The 20,432-nt window shown below is 56.8% G+C and carries 18 protein-coding genes; 15 read left to right on the top strand and 3 right to left on the bottom strand.

All coding sequences use genetic code 11. The features are described from left to right. The first annotated feature begins 63 nt into the window (after positions 1-63). From Q9R35_RS04990 to Q9R35_RS04965, 6 genes are all read left to right on the top strand, one after another. Positions 64-1,188 (top strand): MFS transporter, encoded by a 1,125-nt coding sequence (locus Q9R35_RS04990; protein WP_311219442.1) that lies wholly within the window; start codon positions 64-66, stop codon positions 1,186-1,188. 170 nt (positions 1,189-1,358) lie between these two features. After that, positions 1,359-2,597, top strand: a complete 1,239-nt coding sequence (locus Q9R35_RS04985; protein ID WP_125304483.1) for a nitrate/nitrite transporter — start codon at positions 1,359-1,361, stop codon at positions 2,595-2,597. A 4-nt stretch (positions 2,598-2,601) separates the two neighbouring features. After that, complete coding sequence (locus Q9R35_RS04980) at positions 2,602-3,465, top strand: alpha/beta hydrolase (protein ID WP_125304482.1); 864 nt, start codon at positions 2,602-2,604, stop codon at positions 3,463-3,465. Beyond that, complete coding sequence (locus Q9R35_RS04975) at positions 3,462-4,454, top strand: VOC family protein (RefSeq protein ID WP_042480542.1); 993 nt, start codon at positions 3,462-3,464, stop codon at positions 4,452-4,454. The genes Q9R35_RS04980 and Q9R35_RS04975 overlap by 4 nt, the downstream gene beginning before the upstream one ends. Before the next feature lie 10 nt (positions 4,455-4,464). Continuing rightward, positions 4,465-5,622 carry an NAD(P)/FAD-dependent oxidoreductase gene (locus tag Q9R35_RS04970; RefSeq protein WP_042480545.1) on the top strand — a complete coding sequence of 386 codons (1,158 nt, stop codon included), beginning with the start codon at positions 4,465-4,467 and terminating at the stop codon, positions 5,620-5,622. Between the two features lie 71 nt (positions 5,623-5,693). Next, on the top strand, positions 5,694-6,149 hold the full coding sequence (locus tag Q9R35_RS04965) for a MarR family winged helix-turn-helix transcriptional regulator (RefSeq protein WP_042480547.1): 456 nt from the start codon (positions 5,694-5,696) through the stop codon (positions 6,147-6,149). A gap of 8 nt (positions 6,150-6,157) precedes the next feature. Here the strand turns inward: Q9R35_RS04965 and nudC are convergent, their stop codons facing one another. Together nudC and Q9R35_RS04955 are read right to left on the bottom strand one after the other, a co-directional pair. Further along, the gene (nudC, locus tag Q9R35_RS04960) at positions 6,158-6,919 is read right to left on the bottom strand and encodes an NAD(+) diphosphatase (protein ID WP_042480550.1); all 762 of its coding nucleotides are present in this window, start codon (positions 6,917-6,919) and stop codon (positions 6,158-6,160) included. 611 nt (positions 6,920-7,530) lie between these two features. Further along, positions 7,531-8,463: a YicC/YloC family endoribonuclease gene (locus tag Q9R35_RS04955; RefSeq protein ID WP_063690191.1), complete on the bottom strand. Its 933-nt coding sequence runs from the start codon at positions 8,461-8,463 to the stop codon at positions 7,531-7,533. A gap of 145 nt (positions 8,464-8,608) precedes the next feature. On the opposite strand from Q9R35_RS04955, the gene Q9R35_RS04950 reads away from it, so the two are divergent. The 7 genes from Q9R35_RS04950 (at position 8,609) to Q9R35_RS04920 (ending at position 17,310) form a co-directional block, all read left to right on the top strand. Next, complete coding sequence (locus Q9R35_RS04950) at positions 8,609-9,727, top strand: DNA repair exonuclease (RefSeq protein WP_311219441.1); 1,119 nt, start codon at positions 8,609-8,611, stop codon at positions 9,725-9,727. Next, positions 9,717-12,338, top strand: a complete 2,622-nt coding sequence (locus Q9R35_RS04945; RefSeq protein WP_311219440.1) for an AAA family ATPase — start codon at positions 9,717-9,719, stop codon at positions 12,336-12,338. Before Q9R35_RS04950 ends, Q9R35_RS04945 begins: the two co-directional genes overlap by 11 nt. 29 nt (positions 12,339-12,367) lie before the next feature. Next, positions 12,368-13,105, top strand: coding sequence for a ribonuclease PH (rph, locus tag Q9R35_RS04940; protein WP_026482596.1), 738 nt, complete (start codon positions 12,368-12,370; stop codon positions 13,103-13,105). 153 nt (positions 13,106-13,258) lie between these two features. Further along, positions 13,259-13,870 carry an RdgB/HAM1 family non-canonical purine NTP pyrophosphatase gene (gene rdgB, locus Q9R35_RS04935; protein ID WP_042480563.1) on the top strand — a complete coding sequence of 204 codons (612 nt, stop codon included), beginning with the start codon at positions 13,259-13,261 and terminating at the stop codon, positions 13,868-13,870. A gap of 4 nt (positions 13,871-13,874) precedes the next feature. Continuing rightward, positions 13,875-15,089: a radical SAM family heme chaperone HemW gene (hemW, locus tag Q9R35_RS04930; RefSeq protein ID WP_063690203.1), complete on the top strand. Its 1,215-nt coding sequence runs from the start codon at positions 13,875-13,877 to the stop codon at positions 15,087-15,089. A gap of 226 nt (positions 15,090-15,315) precedes the next feature. Then, positions 15,316-16,728: a type I glutamate--ammonia ligase gene (gene glnA / locus Q9R35_RS04925; RefSeq protein ID WP_042480569.1), complete on the top strand. Its 1,413-nt coding sequence runs from the start codon at positions 15,316-15,318 to the stop codon at positions 16,726-16,728. Positions 16,729-16,851: 123 nt separating this feature from the next. Then, a complete protein-coding gene (locus tag Q9R35_RS04920) occupies positions 16,852-17,310 on the top strand; it encodes a GNAT family N-acetyltransferase (protein ID WP_042480573.1) in 459 nt (152 codons plus the stop codon). Positions 17,311-17,316: 6 nt separating this feature from the next. Here the strand turns inward: Q9R35_RS04920 and Q9R35_RS04915 are convergent, their stop codons facing one another. Further along, positions 17,317-18,246 carry a LysR family transcriptional regulator gene (locus Q9R35_RS04915; protein WP_042480577.1) on the bottom strand — a complete coding sequence of 310 codons (930 nt, stop codon included), beginning with the start codon at positions 18,244-18,246 and terminating at the stop codon, positions 17,317-17,319. Positions 18,247-18,348: 102 nt separating this feature from the next. Here Q9R35_RS04915 and Q9R35_RS04910 point away from each other — a divergent pair, with 102 nt between their 5' ends. Further along, positions 18,349-19,542 (top strand): MFS transporter, encoded by a 1,194-nt coding sequence (locus tag Q9R35_RS04910; protein WP_311219439.1) that lies wholly within the window; start codon positions 18,349-18,351, stop codon positions 19,540-19,542. A 126-nt stretch (positions 19,543-19,668) separates the two neighbouring features. Beyond that, entirely contained in the window at positions 19,669-20,430 is a 762-nt protein-coding gene (locus Q9R35_RS04905) for a MauE/DoxX family redox-associated membrane protein (protein WP_311219438.1), read from the top strand. Positions 20,431-20,432: the final 2 nt, after the last annotated feature.

Below are 20,432 nucleotides of genomic sequence, written 5' to 3'. Positions count from 1 at the left end.
CGTGTAATAGAAAAAACTGGCCAGAGCTACGCTGATTCTTTTCAAATTGATGTGTGAATTGGCATGACTCGTTTTCTTCTCTTGATGATCGCCCTGATCATGTTTCCGCAGGTGGTGGAGACCGCCTATAGCCCCGCCTTGCCGCTTATTGCCCAGAGCTACGCGGTATCGGCCAGTGAGGCGGGGCAAACCTTGTCCGTCTACTTTATTGCCTTTGCGCTCGGTGTACTGTTCTGGGGTTGGCTGTGCGATCGGGCAGGACGCAGGCCAGCTGTTCTGGCTGGTTTGACGGTGTATGGCCTGGGTTGTCTGCTGGCCCTGTTCAGCCCGAATTTTACGGTGCTCTTGCTGGCTCGCATGATTAGTGCATTTGGTGCGGCGGTCGGCTCCATTGGCGTGCAAACCATGCTGCGGGACCGCTATCAGGCCGAAGAACTGGCCAGGATTTTCGGCACCATCGGGGCTGCTCTGGCGCTGAGCCCTTTGCTGGGTTTGGCCATGGGTGTGGCTTTGTCCTCGGGTGCTCAAGTGATGCCGGTTTTTATCGGACTGCTGGTTCTGGCCTTGATTCTGCTGGGCGTCAGCCTGTTGCAACTTCCTGAAACCCGCCCCGCACAAAGTCAGCACAGCAGCTTGTGGCAGGTTCTGATTCGCTTGTTGAAAGACCCCGCAATCTGGCAATCAGCTTTGCTGGTGGCGCTGTTCAACACCACGATTTTTGCGTTTTATCAGTGGGCTCCCTTCTTGCTGCAAGGCCTGGGCTCGGACAACTGGCCCATGATGATTGCTGGTGTCCTGTTGGCTGCGGGCACGTTCATGGGTGCGTTTTTGAACCGCCGCTGGCTAGCAGCGGGGCAGTCGTCCCACAGGCTGATTTGGCGGGGTATCACGCTGTTGGCGGTAGCGGCTATTGGTTTGGAATTTGCAGGCAAACACCTGATTTTTCTACTACCTGCCATGTTGCTTGCGCTGGCCTACGCGGTGGCGATTCCCAACCTTTTGTCCGGCGCCTTGCAGCACTATCGCTCGGTAGCGGGTATGGCAGGTGCGGTCTTTGGTTTGATGTACAGCTTGCTGCTGGGCCTGGGCTTGGCCTTGTCAGCCTGGTGGGGGGATCTGGCTGATGTGACCCTTATTTGTGCCATTCTGGCCGCTATTTGCCTGGCTTTACCCCTAAAAAAGACCTGAGAAAAACCCTGATATGCCATTCGTAAGGCACCTCACTATAGGGTATATACCAATACATATGTATTGACATGAATTAAATCAAAGCACCATAATCCTTCATGTTTAAAGCAATTGAAGAGTGTGCCTGACAAACACTCAGCTTGAACATTTATCCAAAAGGAGAGGATGACATGGTGGAACAGGGGGTTATGGGCAGTCCGCTCGACAAGGCCAAGCCACGCGGCACAGTGGCCTTGCTCATGCTGTTGATGGCCGTGATGGGCGAAATGTGCCTGGCGGCCGACTTTTATGGCTTTGCAGCTGTTATCAAAATTGTGTCGGCAGACCTGTCACTAAGCCCCGCGCAAGCCGGCTTGGTGCAGGGCGCTTTCGGTGTTTCGTTTGCGCTGGGCATGTTGTTCTGGGCACCACGCGGTCGCTCCATGAGTTCGGCCCGTCTGTACCTGATTGGCTTGGGTGGTAGCGGCTTGCTGATGCTGTTGCAAACTCAGGCGCAGGATTTCACGCAGCTCTTTCTGCTGCGTCTGGTTGTGGGCTTTTTTGATTCCGCCGTCTGGGTCGGGTCCATGAAAATCGTCATGCAATGGTTTGCGCCACGCCGCCAGGGCCTGGTGCTGGGCATTATTCTGGCCGCCTATTCGTTGGCCATTACCCTGGATTTTGCCCTGGGTCTGCCTTACGCCATGGCGCATGGCTGGCGCGCTTTCTTTCTGGTTCTGGGCGGGCTGACGTTAAGCGCCTGTTTGATCACGCAACTGGTAGTGCGCGCCGGTCCTTATCAAGATCCTCACGACAAGATCAAGACCGATGCCGGTGTGTTGCGCTCCATTGCCGCACGACCCTGGATCTGGGTGGGTATTCTGGCCATTTTTGGTGCCTTGTTCTCGGTTGCCGCAACGGCTACCTGGCTGATTCCTGCCTTGATTGATGTGCAGACAATGGCCCCCGAGCAGGCCCCCTTGTTCGGCACCATCATGGGCTTGTCCCAAGTCTTTTTCCTGATTCTGGGTGGTTACGTCAGCGATCGCTTCACTCGTGTTGGTGTGATGCGTGTGGGCATGTGGCTCACCATTCTGGCGGCCAGCGCCTGTGTTCTGGTTGCCTGGCAGGCATTGCCCTACAGCGGCTTGCTGATCGTGGCCATTCTTTGCGGCGTAGGGGTGTTTCATGGCGGCGCCATTTTCAGCTACGTGGGTGAACGCTATGGCGTGAACCTGGGCCCTTGTGCCGCTGGCTATGCCGAGATGGGCGGCGTGTTCGCCACCTTCGTCGCACCGTCCTTGTTGGGCTTGCTGCTGAGCCTGACTGGTTCCTACATCTGGGCCTTTGGCAGCTTCCTGGCTGTGGAAGTGCTGGTTTTCATTGGTTTCCTCATGTTGAACCGCTTGCCATCGGCACAGGCGGAATAAAGAAATGAACAAACTCGTTTTCGATCCGGCAGACCTGGAGCAATACCGGCTCCAGGCCTCGGTGGCTGATTTTGACGCTGAAATGGCCGCCTACAAGCAGGCCAGCGAACGGGCCCGCGCTGCCTTGAGCACCTGTTTCAGCACCCACGCTTACGGCGATGACCCGGCAGAAAAACTGGATATCTATGCGGCCAGCCAGGCCGGTGCCCCGGTTTATCTCTTCATTCATGGTGGCTACTGGCGCATGTTGTCCAAGGACGACTCGGCCATGATGGCGCAAAGCCTGCATGCCGCCGGTGCCACGGTGATTTGCCTGGACTACGGTCTGGCTCCGGCTTACCGCTTGCCGCAAATCGTGGCGCAATGCGAACGCGCCTTGCAATGGGTTCACGCCCACGCAGCGCAATTTAATGGCGACCCGCAGCGTATTCATATCAGTGGCAGCTCGGCAGGAGGCCATTTAAGCGGCATGTTGCTGGCGGCCGATGCCCAACGTGAACAGCGCCTGATCCACAGCGCCAGCATTCTCAGCGGCGTGATGGATTTGCATCCCATCTTGCAGACCGCCGTGAATGACTGGCTGCAGCTGGACGAAAAACAAGCCCAACGTTACAGCCCGGCCTTGCATCCACCCGCGCAGGGAGTTCCTGTGCTGGTGGCCTGGGGCGCACTGGAACCGGCCGTCATGCAAGAACAAAGCCGTCACTACGCCCGGCAATGCGAGCTGGCGGGCTGCCTGTTGCAAAGCATGACCGTGCCGAACCGTAATCATTTCAACGTCTTGATGGATCTGGAACAGAGCGACAGCGCATTGACGCTGGCCGTGTTGCAGACCATGAATCGTCATACCCAGGAGGAGAGACTATGACACAAGCAACTTCCCACTCCACTCAAACCGCGTGCTTTGAGCCCCGCCGTCTGGGCCACGTCAACCTGTGGGTTGATGAGCTGCAACGCGGTGAAAATTTTTACAGCCAGGTTTGCGGCCTGAAAGTGGAATTTACCGAACCTGATCTGGTGGCCACTTTTTTGGGTACCGGCCACACGCCTCATGACCTGGGCATGATGGAAACGACCAAAGGCGTGAATCGTTATGGCCGCGATGGTCTGCTGCAACTGCCCGGAACAATCGGCCTGAAACCCGGCCTGAATCACCTGGCCTGGGAGCTGGAAAACGAGGCTGAACTGGTTGCAGGCTGGAAGCGCGCAAAAGAGCAGGGGCGCGACATTGACATGACCGTGGATCACCAGGTGGCCCATAGCGTCTATATGTTTGACCCCGATGGCAACTACAACGAGTTCTACTGCGACACCATTAAAGACTGGCGCAGCGTGCTGGGTGGCCCCATGGAGTTGCTGACCAGCCGCTGGGACCCTGAAGGCCAGGAACCCTTTACCGAAGGCCGCTACGATTCCGACCCGATTCTGGAAACCGTGGCCGACGCCCCGGTGCAACCCCGCCGCGTCACCCACGCCGTATTGCGTACCGCCCAACTGGACGCCATGCGCCGCTTCTATACCGAAGTGGGTGGTCTGGAAGTGGTTTATGAAAACGAGCAGGTTGTCTACTTGCGTGCTGGTCTGGCCAATTATGATTACAGCCTGATCCTGGTGCGTGATGCAGAAGCCTCCTTCTCGCATGGCAGTTTCGAGCTGGCCAGCGTCCAGGATCTGGAACAGACGCTGGAGCGCCTGAAAGCCCGGAACATCACTCCCGTTCACGATGTGAACCTGCCCTGGAAGCGCGCTTTCTTCTTGCGTGATCCCGATGGTTTGCTCAGCGAGTGGTACGTGACTCTGGCTGGCGATCGCGTTCTGGATAGCAATCACTCTTTGCCTTTGTGGGCGCAAGTTTAAGGAAACGAGCATGTCCGATAAAAAACTAAGTGCCCTGATCGCAGGCGGTGGCCTGGGTGGCTTGGCAACCGCCGCCGCTTTGGCGCAACGCGGCTGGGATATCACCGTGCTGGAGCGCCAATCTGAATTGCGCGCCAATGGCTCCGGTATCTATATCTGGGAAAACGGCCTGCGCGTTCTGAAAGCCCTGGGGGCTTACGAACAAGCGATTGAAGGCGCTTTCTACGGTAGCCATTTTGAGCAGCGCGATCTGAATAATGAAGTTATCGATTGCGGCCCCACACCGCCCGATCGTCGCCTGATTACCGTGATGCGCTCGCAATTGCTGAAATCGCTGGAGCAAGCGGGCAAGCGCGCGGGCGTGAAAGTTCGCACCAATGTCGAAGTCATTGCCGCCAGCGCACGCGGGGAAGTTCAACTGGCCTCGGGCGAGCGTCTACGTGCTGATCTGGTCGTGGGTGCTGATGGTATCTGGTCGCGCATCCGCCAATCTCTGGGTCTGGAACTGGTGCACGAGCAAACCCGCGAGGGAGCCTTGCGCACCATGATCGAGCGCAAGCCAGGCGACACCGATGAACAAGATGCTCAAAAATACATCGAGAACTGGAATGGTCTGCATCGCTTGCTGATTACGCCGGTAAGCGAAACCCAAACCTATCTGGCCCTGACTTGCCCGCACGACGATGTGCGCGCCAGTAATACCCAGATCGACAAGGAATACTGGTCCGCCTTGTTCCCGCATTGGGCTCACCTGATTGAACGCGCTGACGGCCCGGTCAGTTGGGGTCGTTACAGTGTGACGCGTTGCAAAACCTGGTCCAGTGGACGCACGGCGATTCTGGGTGACGCCGCCCACGCTCAACCGCCCAACCTGGGACAGGGTGGCGGCATGGCCATGCAAAATGGTCTGGCTCTGGCCACCTTCCTGGAAAAGGTACAGGATGCGCGTGACATCCCCGAAGCTCTGGAAGCCTGGGAAAACAATGAACGCGAGATTGTGGAGCACTGCCAGAAGTGGTCCTGTCTGTATGGCGAGATCAGTGCCTTGCCCGATGCCGTGCGTACGCAGGTCGTGCGTTCTGCCATGGCCAATCCCTGGAGCTACGCGCAGATTTTCCGCGCCGCCAGTCACACGCCTACGGGAACCATCCAAGCAGAGCTCTGCTAGTATACTGACGGTCCGCTTGTCGCTCCGGTTTCATGGGGCGGCAAGCGCAGGACTGACTCTCCCAAGGCATTATGAGCAAAACTCCCGTCTCCATCCCTGACAGCAGTGTAGAAACCAATCTGGCCTTCCAGATGGCCAACATTATCTACAAGCTGGACCAAACCCTGAGATCGACCACCCTGCGTGAGCACAATATGACCTATGTGCACTTCCGGGTCTTGCAGTACCTGTGGGATAAAGACGGGCGCAGCATCGGGGAAATTGCCAAGGCCATTGTGGTGCATCAGCCGGTCTTGAGCCGGGTGATTGACCAGATGGAAGAGCGCGAATTGGTGCAGCGCCGCACGGATGAAAACGACAGTCGCTATATGCGCGTCTACTTGAGCGAAACGGGCCGTGAGCGCTATGCACAAGTCTGGCCCGCCGCCAAGAAAATGATTGATGATGCGCTGTCTGTGCTCAATCCGAATGAGCGCGAGGACCTGGGCCGCATGCTGCGTAATGTCGCCACCCATCTGGCGACCTGAATCACGCTTTAACGTTTGGCCTGACCCGGTAAATTGGCCCGAATCAAACGACCCGCAATGGAATCGGTATGGGGCAGATCGGGCAGGACGTCACCAGGGCCAAACCAGCGCGCGTCATTGATCTCGTCCGCCTGAATGCGCAAATCGCCACCGGCGTACTCGGCGGTATAAGCCACCATCAAAGAATGCGGGAAAGGCCAGGACTGGCTGCCGAAATACTGGATATTGTCCACGAGTAGCCCCACTTCCTCCATGACCTCGCGGTGAATGGCTTCTTCCAGATTCTCTCCAGCCTCCACAAAACCTGCCAGGGCGGTGTAGCGCGCCGTTGCATAGGTGGAATGGCTGGCCAGCAAGATACGATCCTTGTCGCGGATCAGCACCATCATGGCCGGGGAGATTCGTGGATAAGCCGAGAAGCCACAGGAGGTGCAGCGAAAACACAGTTCATGCTTCACACGCTCCATGCCCGAACCGCACACACCACAGTAGCGATGGCTTCGTGCCCATTCCGAAACCTGAAATGCCCGATTCACAATACTGGCTTGATCGTCCAGCTGCGACAGCACGCCGCGCAAGTGGCGGAAGATAAAACCGTCTGGAGCCGGGGTCTCTGCGGCTACGTGGCAGGCAAAATCCTGACAATCATCACCCGGAAAAAGCGCATGCCATTGCGCCGGCGCTAAATCCAGCGCGGGTTTGGCGGGAATCAAGGCTTGTCCTTCTTGGCTGCTGACCAATATTTCATTTCCACGAAAAATGAAATTCATGTGTTTCCTGTCCTTTAATAAGCCGCCTAAGAGCAGCACAGCGCTGGCTATTGTACGGGAAGGGCGAAGGCGAAAAAAAGCAGAAAAAAACACAAAGAGCCGAGCAGGGAGTCCAGACCGGAGTGAGAAAAAATCGCCGTTTAAAAACCAGAAACACAACTGTCAAAAAGATGACGTTTCACATGGCCTTGTCAAGAAAATCCCAGGACAAAACTGGCAAGCCGCCTAATTAGTAGATAGATAATTAAGTATGGATTTATTTAAAACCAGCGATTCGTTTTTAAACTTTTAAAAGCGGATTCATTATTTATAAAAACCATTTCTTATTTTTGTTTTATTTTTTTGTTTTAAAAATCGCTATTTTATTTTTATATATTAAGGCAGCTTATAAAGTGTCTGTATTTATTCCTGGCTTTACTAGACCACTTTCAAAAAAAACAGCAGCAGAGAGTTTAGGGCTGTTCAGAAAAAGCCCACAAAAAAACCGCCTGGCCTGAGCAAGACGGTTTTCTTGAAAAAACCGCATAAAACCTGGGGTTTACGGCGGTTTAAGCACACAGCAACTGAAGAAACAAACAGCTGGCAGACAAAAAATACGCTGCTGGCTGGTTTTACTCGATGTTTTGGGTCTGTTCGCGCAGCTGCTCAATACACAGCTTCAGGTCGATAGAGGCACGCGTCATGTCCATGCTGCCTGCCTTGGAACCCAGGGTATTGGCCTCACGGTTCATCTCTTGGAACAGGAAGTCCAAACGCTTGCCGGTACTGCCTTGGCGGGTGCTTTTCTTGTTGGACGCCACACTGGTATCGCCGTTCAGAATCAGCTCCAGCTCGGTCAAATGCGAACGCAGGCGAGCGAGTTCCTCAGCCACATCAATACGCAGGGAAAAAACAGCCGCTTCCTGGGCGACGCGGGCAGACAGCTCTTCGCCCGAAATCAGGGCAAAACCGTCCGGGCTGGCTTGCAGCAAGGCGTCATGCAAGCGGGTGGCAATCTTGTTCTTTTGTTCCGTCAGGATCGAGGGCAGGTGCTGCTCGACCTCGTCCACAATGGCGCTCATGTCCTGGCGAATATCCAGCATGGCTTGTGCCAGACGCTGGCCTTCGCGCTCTCGGGTCGCCTGAAAATCTTGCAAGGCCGCCTCGAAAGCCTGGCTGATCATAGGAAGCCAGACCTCGGGGTCCATGCCCGAATTATTGCCGCTTTGATTACTCAGCAAGGTATGCAGCTCCGGCGCAGGCAGGTCAGGAATGGCGACGCGTGCCACTTGCAGCATCTGCGCCGTGCGCTCCACCGCTTCCATATCCAGGCTGCGTTGCTGGTCCGTGCCGCTACGGGCAAAGTTGACCCGCAATTCCAGCTTGCCGCGCTGTACGCCCTGGGCGGCCAGCTCGCGCAGCAGATTCTCCGCAAAGCGCAGTTCCTCGGGCAAACGCAGATTCAGGTCCAGAAAGCGGTTGTTGACGCTGCGCATCTCGATATTGATGGTGCCTGCTTCGGACTCGGCCTTGGCGCTGCCAAACGCGGTCATGCTACGGATCATGGGTGGGTCACTTTAAGAATGGAATAAAGCCGCCAATTGTACTCTCAGGTCCCGGCTTTGGCCGCTCCTCTTGCCGCGACAAAGCTCTATACTTCAGGTATTCAAGGCCTCCAAGGGCCGATTTTTTTTATCACTAAGGGCAGTCATGCTACGAATCCTGCATACAGCCGATTGGCAAATAGGTCGCCAGTACTCGCGTTTCGAGCTGGAGGACGCGGCCGCGCTGGCTGAGGCGCGTTTCAAGGCTATCGAGAAGCTGGCCGCGCTGGCTACAGAGCATCATGCCGATTTGTTGGTAGTAGCAGGCGATGTCTTTGATTCGCAGACCCTGAGCGACCGCAATCTGCGCCGCAGTTTCAATGCCATGGCGGGTTTTACCGGACCCTGGCTGCTCCTGCCTGGCAACCATGACGCGGCCTTGAGCGAAAGCGTCTGGACACGCGCGCGTCGCTTGAACTGCATTCCCGATTACGTGCATGTGCTTGATACACCGGAGCTTTTTCTGCTGGATAGCCTGAAACTTGCGGTCCTGCCTGCGCCTTTGACGCAACGCCAGACCTATCAGGACTTGAGCGACTGGTTCGATCAGGCCGAAAGCCCGGCGGGCTACTGGCGTTTGGGTTTGGCACACGGCAGCGTCAGCGGACTGCTGGAGCATCTGGATAGCCATAACCTGATTGATCAGAACCGCGTACAGCGCGCCAAACTGGACTATCTGGCGCTGGGCGACTGGCACGGCACCGTCAAAATCAACGACCGCTGTTACTACAGCGGCACACCCGAGCCGGACCGCTTTCGGGATAACGACTCCGGCCAGGCCTTGCTGGTGGAAATCAGCGAACCGGGCGCAACGCCCGTGGTTCAAGCCTTGCCGGTTGCACAGCACCCTTGGCGCAGCATCCAACACCAGTTGAATGACGACACGGAGCTGGACCTGCTGGAGCGGGAATTGAATGCCTTGACCGATCAAAGCGTGGTGGAGCTGGAGCTGTCTGGCCAACTGAGCCTGAGCGGTTTTGAGCGTCTGGAGAGCATTCTGGGACAGGCCCAAGGCCGTTGCCGCGCCTGGGATTGCCAGCGCGAGGCCTTGCGTCTGGCGCCTTCTGAAGAAGATCTGGACGCCTTGCACGCTGATGGTTATCTGCAAGCTGCCCTGAAACAACTGCAGGAGCTGCGTCACGGCAGCCAGCAGCAAGCCGCTGAAGATGCCTTGTTGATTCTGGCCGGTTTGCTGCGCGATAAGGAAGGTGGTCATGCACATTAAGTCCCTGCGCGTAGAGCAATTCAAGCGCTTTCGCCAGCCCGTCTCACTGGACAAGCTGGAACCGGGCCTGAATATCATCAGCGCCCCTAACGAGGCCGGTAAAAGTACCTTGGCCGAAGCCTTGCGCACGGTGTTTTTCGAGCGCTATGGCACGGGCAGCCTGACAAAAATCCTGCCTTGGGGCGACTCCTCGGCCGCGCCGGAAATCGAGCTGGATTTCAGCCTGAACGGCCAGGACATGCGCCTGAGCAAGCGTTTCCTGAAGCGCAAACGCTGCGATCTGTATATAGGCAATCAGCACCTGGACAATGACGAGGCCGAGCAATATCTGGCCCAGCAAATGGGTTTTGAGTACGCCGCCAAAGGCAGCAGCCAGGCCCGTAACTGGGGCGTGCCGGGCCTGTTGTGGATTGAGCAAGGGCAGGGCCAGGACCTGCGCAGCTCGGTCGAACACGCCAGCGGCACCTTGCAGCAGGCATTGGGTAGTGAAATTGCTGATCTGACCAGTGCAGACGGAGATTATCTGATCGAACAGGCCCAGCAACAGCTGGACCAATATGTGACTCAGGCTCAAGGACAGCCTCGCGGCGTCTGGCTGGCAGCGCAGAAAGAAGCCAAGGAGCTGGAAGAGCAGTTACAGAGCCAGCAGTCTGCCTTGCAGCAGTATCAGCAATGGGTGGACGAACTGGCGCAGGCCCGCAAGCAAATTGCCCACGCCGAGGCTAACCGTCCTTGGGAACAACTGCGCGAGCAGGCCAAACAAGTACAAGTGCAGTTGCTTCAAGCCCGCCAATTACAGGAACGGGCCAAGGAACTGCAACAAGCACTGACCATGCTGGCAGAGCGTGAAAAGCTCTATCAGCAGGCCGGGGAACGCGACCAGGAATGGGCCAACCAACGCAGCCAACGTGCAGCACAGGTGAAGTCCTTGGTCGCCAAGCTGGAGCAAGAGCAGGGCACACTCAATAGCCTGAATCAACGTCTGGAGCAGGCCCGCAGCCATAAAGACGCCAGCCAGCAGGAACAGGAACGCGCTCGCACCTGGCAACAATGGTTTCAGGATCAAGCCAGCTTTGAAGGCACGCAACAGCAATTGCAACAGGTGCAAGGGCAGTTGGAAGAGCTGGGCAAGCTGGAAAGCCAGCTGGCACAATGCGGTGCCGCCTTGGTGCAGTTGAAAATCAGTGACGAGGCACTGGATCAGTTACGCCAGCAACACCAGCTTATTCAGCGCTTGCAGCACCAACTGGAGACGATTTCCACCGAATTGCAGATCGAACTGCAAGATGGAGCCAGCCTGTTGCTGGACGGCGAATCCATTCAAGGTCAGCATCGCGCCCACCTTAGCGGCAGCACTTTGATTGAGCTGCCTGGAATGGGCCAGCTACGCATCATTCCCGGTGGTCGCGATCTGGGTAAAGTGCAGCAACAATTGGCGCAAACCCAGCAAGAATACGTACAGACGCTTGGCCAACTGGCCGGGAAAAGCCTGGAAGAGCTGGAGCGCCGCCGCGAGCAATATCGGGAACAAGAACAACAAGACCGACTGTTACGCAACTCCATGAAAGCGCTGGCCCCGCAAGGCAAAGCACACTTGCAAGGTCTGGTTCAGGCGGCTCAACAACGCATCGCCCCGCAACGCCCGCAAGGCGAGGCCATCGAGACCTCGGAACTGGGCCGTATCGCCCAAGCCGCCACCATGGCCGAGCAGCAGTACCGTGCGCTGGAAAGCGACTGGCATGATGCCCGCGAAGCTGTTGCCCGCACTCAGGCCCGTCTTGAGCAGGCCCAGGCCGAAGCCAATAGCCTGGAACAACAATGGGCTGACCCACAACGCCAGCAAGCACAGCAGGAGCGCGAGCAGCAATGGGGACAACTGCGCCTGCAACGCGAGCAGCAACTGGCCGATCAAAAGGCGTTGGAAGCCGAACTGGCCGCCTTGCCCGTCTCGGTTCTTGAGCAGGACCTGGAGCGTCTGGAGCGCAGCGCCCAGCAGCAGGAGCAAAGCTATAACGAGGCCCGTCTGGCCGCCCAACTGGTGCAAACCAAGCTGGAAACCCACGGTGCGCAAGGCCTGGAAGAGCAAATCGACCAGACCTCGCTACGTCTGCACGACTGCCAGCGCCGTTGTGCCACTTACGAGCGCCGTGTCGCAGCCCTGCGCCTTTTGTTGTCTGTCCTGCGAGAACAGCGCAACGCCTTGACCCAACAATTGCACGAGCCTCTACAAAAGCACATCAATCACTATCTGCGCCTGCTTCTGGGCAAGGCACGGGTGGAGCTGGACGAGTATCTGGCCCCACGCTGGCTGCAGCGCGATAGCGGGCAAGGGCTGGCCGACGATATTGATGGCCTGAGCTTTGGCGCACGCGAGCAAATCGGCCTGATTGCCCGTCTGGCCTATGCGGATTTGCTGCAACAGGCAGGCCGTCCTACCTTGCTGATTCTGGATGACGTGCTGGTCCACAGTGACAACGATCGCCTGGGAGCCATGAAGCGCATTATTCACGACGCTGCCCAACGCCATCAGATCCTGCTTTTCACCTGCCAGGCCGATAAGTGGATGGACATGGGGGTTGCGCTACGGCCCGTCCCGCAAGGCGTACAATAGGCGTTTTGAATTTTGTCCGGAGCCTAGCCTTGTCTGAAAACGCTACGATTGCACGCCCCTCGGGTCGATCTGCTGCACAATGCCGTCCTATCGAACTGGTGACCGGGTTTACCCGTCACGCCGAGGGCTCGGTACTGATCCGTCTGGGTGAAACCCATGTTCTGTGCAATGCCAGCGTGCTCGACAAAGTCCCTCCCTTTCTGAAAGGCAAGGAGCAGGGCTGGGTCACGGCGGAATACGGCATGCTGCCTCGCTCCACGCACACGCGCTCGGACCGTGAAGCCGCCCGTGGCAAGCAAAATGGCCGTACCCAGGAAATCCAGCGCCTGATCGGCCGCAGCCTGCGCGCTGTCTTCGATCTGAAAGCCCTGGGTGAGCGCACCATTCACATTGACTGCGACGTGCTGCAAGCCGACGGCGGCACCCGCTGCGCCAGCATCACGGGCGCCTGGGTTGCAGCCAGCCTGGCCGTACGCAGCCTGCAAGAGCAGGGCAAGCTGCAAGCCTCGCCCATTCTGGATCAACTGGCGGCCGTCTCGGTCGGTGTCTTCGAATCCAACCCCGTGCTGGATCTGGACTATCTGGAAGACTCCGCCTGCGGTGTGGACATGAATATCGTCATGACAGGCAGCGGTAATCTGGTGGAAGTGCAGGGCACGGCCGAAGGCCAGACCTTTGCGCGCCCCACCTTGAACCGCTTGCTGGATCTGGCCGAGCAGGGCATTGCCGAGCTGATGCAAGCCCAGAAACAAGCCTTGCAGGGCTGATCACGATGCAACGGGTCTGTCCTGCTCCCTGCGCGACACCGCCAGGCAGCGGGACAAACCGCTATTGGGACGCCGTCCCATGCAGCACACACTGCCTGGCACGGCGCCTTGCCATTTTTACTGAACAGGGCGCTTTGCCGCCTGCTGCGACTTATGAACACTGAATCCAAGCGTGTCGTGCTGGCCTCCAACAATGCCGGCAAGCTCAAGGAGTTTTCCGCCATCCTGGCCCAGGCCGGTATCAGCATGGTTCCTCAAGGCCAATTGAACATTCCCGAGGCTGAGGAACCCTTTGCCACTTTTATCGAGAATGCGCTGGCCAAGGCCCGTCATGCCAGCCAGTTAAGCGGCCTGCCCGCCTTGGCCGATGACTCCGGCCTCTGTGTGCGCGCCCTGGACGAAGCCCCCGGCGTCTACTCCGCGCGCTTTGCTGCCCGCGAACTGGGCGGTGAAAAGTCCGACTCTGCCAATAACGCCTTGCTGGTCCAGCGTCTGCAAGGACAAAGCGACCGCCGCGCCTGTTATGTGGCCGTTCTGGTGTATGTGCGCCATGCCCAGGACCCACGGCCCATCGTGATTGAAGGCGTCTGGGAAGGGGAAATTCAGGATCAGCCTGCTGGCGAGCACGGCTTTGGCTACGACCCCCACTTTTATCTGCCCGAGTTCAAGCAAACCGCGGCACAGCTCTCGCCGGAAGTGAAGAACAAATACAGCCACCGGGCACAAGCCATGCAAGCCTTGTTGGCCCGCCTGGCCGCCGAGTAAAAACATGACTGTTTTCTCTCCTGAAGTGCGCATCCGGCCTGGCTCTGGACCTGCCACTCTGCTGCCCAGCCTGCCGCCCTTGTCCGTCTACGTGCACGTGCCCTGGTGCGTACGCAAATGCCCGTACTGTGACTTCAACTCACACGAAGCACCCGCTGAACTGCCCGAAAACGAATATCTGGACGCCTTGCAGGCCGATCTGGAACAAACCCTGCCGCTGGTCTGGGGCAGGCAGGTAATTTCCGTTTTTATCGGTGGCGGCACGCCCAGCCTGCTGTCGGCCCAGGCGCTGGACCGCATGCTGGCCTTGCTGCGCTCCCATCTGAACCTGTTGCCTGATGCGGAAATCACCCTGGAAGCCAATCCCGGAGCCTCGGAAGCCTCGCGCTTCATGGATTTTGCGCAAAGTGGCGTGAACCGGATTTCCCTGGGTATCCAGAGCTTTAACGACGAAGCCCTGAAAGCGCTGGGCCGCATTCACGACAGCCAGCAAGCGCAGCAGGCCGTTGAAGCCGCCATGAAGGCCGTAGACCGCGTGAACCTGGACGTCATGTATGCCTTGCCAGGCCAGACCCCAGCACAATCCGAGCAGGACATTTTGCAGGCCATGTCTTATGAGCCCGAGCACTTGTCGCTCTACCATTTGACGCTGGAACCCAACACGGTCTTTGCCAAGTATCCGCCAGTCTTGCCTGATGACGACGACAGCGCTGCCATGCAGGACCGCCTGATCGAGCTGACTGCCAGCCGTGGCTGGAACCAGTACGAGATCTCAGCCTACAGCAAACGGGGTGGCCATAGCCGCCACAATCTGAATTATTGGGAATTTGGCGACTATATCGGTATAGGCCCGGGTGCCCACGGCAAACTGTCCTTTCACGACCGCATTATCCGTACCGCCACCACGCGCAGCCCGGCGCAATGGATGCAGAACGCCATCAAGCGCGACGGCAGCCACTATGCACACAATGCCCGCGTCATGCCGAAAGAACTGCCTTTTGAGTTCATGCTGAATGTGCTGCGTCTGAAAGAGGGCGTACCCGCCCAGTACTTCCAGGAACGCACGGGTGTGCCCCTTGCTCACATCCTGCCCGTGATCAAGCGCAATATCGAGAAAGGTTTGCTGGCGTCCGATCCAGTTCGTATTCGCACCACGGATTTAGGCTGGCGATTCTTAAATGATTTACAGGAAGCATTCCTGCCTGATGAAGCTTCCTGACATTTAATTGTTTATTTAAGACATTTTTTATTGTGCATCTGCACAATTGCTCTACAATTAATTTCTGGTAAGTCCTATGCCATAACGAATTTATCGATGCCGGTCTGTTTGCATCAATTCAGCCCCGATTTTGATAAGCGTGTTGAAGACCTGCCTTAGTGGGTTACACAATGATCCGCGCCACTCCTCCTCACTTTTTGTTAACGTCATTGACGCTGGAGTAATCATGTCCTCCCCCGAAGATGTTCTGAAGATCATTGCCGAACGCGAAATCACGTTTGTCGATTTCCGCTTTACCGATACTCTGGGCCGCGAGCACCACTTGACCACCCCCGCACACGCGGTGGACGAGGATCGCTTCGAGTCTGGTGTCGCTTTTGACGGCTCTTCCTTGCCTGGCTGGAAAGGAATTGAAGCCTCGGACATGTTGCTCATCCCGGACGCCAGAACCGCCCGTATGGACCCGTTCCGTGAAGAGCCCACCCTGATTCTGACCTGCGATGTGGTCGAGCCCTCCGATCTGAAGGGTTACGACCGCGATCCACGTTCGCTGGCCAAGCGTGCTGAAGCCTACCTGCGCTCCAGCGGTTTGGGCGATACCGCGTACTTTGGTCCCGAGCCAGAATTCTTCGTGTTCGACGGTATTACCTGGAACGACGACATGTCGGGCAGCTTCGTGAAGATTCGTTCCGAAGAAGCCCCCTGGTCGCGCGGTCTGGAACTCAATGGCAACAACCTGGGACACCGTCCTGGTGTCAAAGGCGGTTACGTTCCTGTTTCGCCCACGGATTCGTTTGCCGACTTGCGCTCCGAAATGTGTTTGTTGCTGGAACAGCAGGGCGTTCCTGTTGAAATCCATCACCACGAAGTGGCGGCCCCCGGTCAACTGGAAATCGGCACGCGCTTCTCGACTCTGGTCGAGCGTGCCGACTGGAACCAAATCCTGAAATACACCGTCCACAACGTGGCGCATGTTTATGGCAAAACAGCCACCTTCATGCCCAAACCCGTCGTTGGTGACAACGGTTCCGGCATGCACGTGCATCAGTCTATCTGGAAAGACGGCCAGAACTTGTTTGCCGGTAACGAATACGCCGGTCTGTCCGAGTTCGCGTTGTTCTACATTGGCGGCATCATCAAGCACGCCCGTGCCCTGAACGCCATCACCAACCCCACGACCAATTCCTACAAGCGTCTGGTGCCGCACTTTGAAGCTCCGGTCAAACTGGCGTACTCCGCCCGTAACCGTTCGGCCTCGATCCGCATTCCTTACGTCAGCAACCCCAAGGCACGACGTGTGGAAGCCCGCTTCCCCGATCCAATGGCCAACCCATACCTGGCTTTCTCGGCCTTGATGATGGCCGGTCTGGACGGTGTGCAGAACAAGATTCACCCCGGCGATGCAGCCGACAAGAACTTGTACGATCTGCCCCCCGAAGAAGATGCAAAAATCCCAACCGTTTGTGTGTCACTGGAACAAGCGATCGAGTCCCTGGACAAAGATCGCGAATTCCTGACCCGTGGCGGTGTGTTCAGCAATGAAATGCTGGACGCCTTCATCGAGCTGAAACAAGCCGAAATCACCCGTCTGCGCATGGTGCCGCATCCGGTCGAATTCGACATGTACTACAGCCTGTAAGATCGAAGGCGCTGGCGTTGGCCAGCACGATCAAAAAGAGCGGCTTTCGGGCCGCTCTTTTTATTCTCCGTTCAGACGATTACCATACGCAGTCTATAAATCACTATCGTCATGGAAGCAGAGATGGACCTGGATTTTCAATGGAAACGGCTGGACGATCTGTCCACGCGGGAAATGTACACAATCATCCAGGCTCGCGAGGCCGTGTTTGTCGTGGAGCAGGCTTGCGCCTACCAGGAAGTTGACGGCCTGGATCTGGATTCCTGGCATTTGTCCGTGCTCAAAGACGGCGAACTGGCTGCCTATGCCCGCGTTGTGGAGCCTGGCTTGAAGTATGAGGAGCCTTCCATTGGCCGTGTCCTGACCCTAGCCAAGTTCCGCAGCCTGAAAATTGGCTATGCACTGGTGGCTGAAGCCATTCGCTTTACAGAAACCCACTATCCTGGCGCAGGCATACGCATTGGCGCACAAGCGCATTTACAGAAATTCTACGGTTCTTTAGGTTTTGAACCTGTGGGCGAGATCTACGACGAGGACGGCATTGCTCATATTGATATGGTCAAAGCGGCTGTCATCGCTTGATAGGGTCTACTGCTCACTTAAGCCAGGCAAAGCGGAAATATCGTCTTGCGCCTTAAGATACTCAATCAAGGCACGCGCCGAGTTCGACAAATGCCGTCTATGTGTATACGCCAGTACCAGACGCAAAGGGGCAGGAGGCAAGGGCAGGGGAACGGAAACCAGGCGCCCTTGTTTGATCTCTTTTTCACACCCTTGCTGCGCCAGCATTGCAAAACCCAGCCCTTTGACGGCACCAGCTCCTGCCAGCAAGCCGCTATTCACACGAAAACGGCTGGGAACATTCAGAATTTGAAAGCGACCATCGGGTAAGACAAACTGCCAGGCCTGGCCATCCAAAGCCGTATCAGTCGTAATGCAGGGCAAGTGCTCCAACTCTTCCAGGCTGGTGGGCATACCGTATTGCTGGATCAAAGCAGGCGCGGCGACGACCTGACAATCAAAAGAACACAACTCCTGCACCACCAGGCTGCTGTCCGGCAAAGCCCCCCGACACATCAGCAAAGCCAGATCAAAATCCTGCGCCAGTACCCCTGGACCTTCCAGATTGGTCTGACAGTGCAGCTCCAGCTCCGGATGTTGCGCCGCAAAATCCGCCAAAATCCCCGCCAATAAAAACGGCCCTACCTCGGAGGGGATGCAAATCCGCAAGCGTCCCGACAAACGGGTACGCTGATCCAGCAAATCCTGCTCGGCTTGTTTTAATGCTCCCCACCAGGGCTGAACCGTATCGAACAGGCCTTGGCCCACACTGGTCAAGCGCAACTGCCGGGAACTACGTTCCAGTAAACGCTGACCAATCTGCCGCTCGAGTTGCGCCACATAGCGGCTGACATTGGAGGTTGGCAAATCCAGTGCCTGGGCTGCGGCCGTAAAACTACCGCTTTCAGCGACTTGGACAAAAACCCGCAAGGCATTCAGATTCAGCTGGGAAGTCATAGGATTATCCCGGTTTTGATAATTTGATATTCAAATTATAGAGACTACTTATCAAAACCACGAAGAATTAGGCTGGAGCCTTCTCTCTTTATACGTCTCGCCATGTCTGATTCTGAAGTGTTTCACCCCCGGCTTCGTGCCCGTGCCGTCTCTTTCATCCAGTTTGTTCATGCTCTGGAGTTCATGGCCTTAACGCCTTTGTTCGTCTGGATGGCGATGGACTTTACTGTTCCAGCTACTTATGCCGGTTATGCCGCCTCCGCTTATATGGGCGCCGCCGCTTTATCGGGTATCTTGGCCGCTCGCTGGATGCACCGAGCCACTCTCAAGCCTTTATTGCTGCTGGCGCTGATTCTTTTGGCTGTATTGACCGCTTTGGGAGCCGTCAGCTCAGAGTTTGGTCTGTTTATCTTGCTGCGTTTTGGGGCCGGTTTGTTAGGTGGTTTCTTGATGAGCGCCGCCCTGACCTTGCTGCTGAACGGCATGAATGCGGAGCAACGGACCGACGCGATTGCCATTGTGGTCAGCGCCTTTGCCTTGGTCAGCATTATCGGCATGCCCGCCACCTTGTTCATCGCGGTGGAGCTGGGTTGGCGTATCGCCTTGATGGTTCTGGCTGGGCTTTGCCTGTTTGCCGCTGCCATTGCCTGTCGCTATCTACCCTCCAGCCAGCCCCTTGCTGCTCAAGCATCACAGCTGCCTCTGGGTAAAGAGGCCTGGCGCTGGCTAAGCCTGCCGGCTATCGCACAGGCAGGCTCACTGTTACTGATCCCGGTCCTGATCCCCATTCTGGCACTACGTTATGGCACTCAATTGCAGCAGATGCCAGCGATATTCATGTTGGGTGGGGTCGCTGCCTTGGTGGCCTCACGCCTGTCTGCCACGGGCATCAAGAAATGGGGGGAGACCTTGGTATCGGATCTGGGCACGCTGATCTTGCTCTTGTCCTTGGCCATGCTGGCCCTGGGGTGGGGGACCGCCTACGGATTCATGACCCTGTTCATGATTGGCAGTTACACCCGTCTGGTGTGCGCCAGCACTTGCAGCGCCAGCTATCCCACTCAAGCTCAGCGGGGCCGTTTCATGGCTTTGCAGACCACGAGCAACCATATAGGCAGCTTTATTGCCTTGGCGGTTCCCTCCCTGCTTCTCGGTACGCTGGACATGTCCCTATCAACGCTGAATGTCTTGCTGCTACTGACTGCCCTGGTCGCGCTTGCCTTGCCCGTTTTAATGCGAGGGGCCGCCGCCAAGCCCTGCATGAGTGACGATCAAATGCGAACAATTGATCACTAACACTACTAAATCTCTACACCTGCTTACGCATACTCCCTGGCACCTGGTTTAGGGTGTCAGGTAAACGCTTGCATGAGCGTCAGGGGAGGGCTTCCGACAAACAGCATCACGTCAAAGGAGTCGCATATGGCTACACACGCCGCCAAACGCGCCGAGCTTTACCGCATGGTGACTGCAGAACATATCTGCCCCTTCGGACTGAAGGCTCGCGCACTGCTCAAACGCAAAGGCTACGAGCTGGAGGATCACTGGCTAAGGAATCGCGAAGAGATTGATGCGTTCAAGGCTGAGCATCATGTCAGCACTACCCCCCAAACCTTTATCGATGGGAAGCGCATAGGGGGCTATGACGAACTGGTCGAATATTTCGGCGGGACAGTCAAGGACAAGGATGCCGTCAGCTACACGCCCGTCATCCCCTTGTTTGTGATGGCTGCCTTGATGGCATTGGCCGTTTCATGGGCGGCCTTCGGGCAAATCGTGCTGCTGCAGACGGTGGAGTGGTTTATTGCCATTGCCATGTGTTTGCTGGCCGTTCAAAAACTCAAGGATGTAGACGGCTTTGCCACCATGTTTCTGAACTACGATCTGTTGGCCCAGCGCTGGGTGCGTTATGCCTATCTGTATCCCTTCGGCGAAGCGTTGGCCGGTGTATTGATGCTGGCCGGCGCCATGATGTGGCTGTCTGTGCCCATTGCTTTATTTATTGGCGGCATAGGTGCCTGGTCAGTGTTCAAGGCGGTCTATATCGACAAGCGCGAACTGAAATGCGCTTGCGTGGGTGGCGACAGCAAGGTGCCCCTGGGCTTTGTATCGCTCACTGAAAACCTGATGATGGTTGCGATGGCTGTCTGGATGATGATCAAGCCATCCTTGCTAAGCGCTTAGCA

Origin of the sequence: Alcaligenes sp. AB3 (assembly GCF_031844565.1) — a bacterium.
Lineage (GTDB): Bacteria > Pseudomonadota > Gammaproteobacteria > Burkholderiales > Burkholderiaceae_B > Alcaligenes > Alcaligenes faecalis.
The sequence above is the reverse complement of the archived record's forward strand: the minus strand, read 5'-3'. Positions and strand labels throughout refer to the sequence as shown.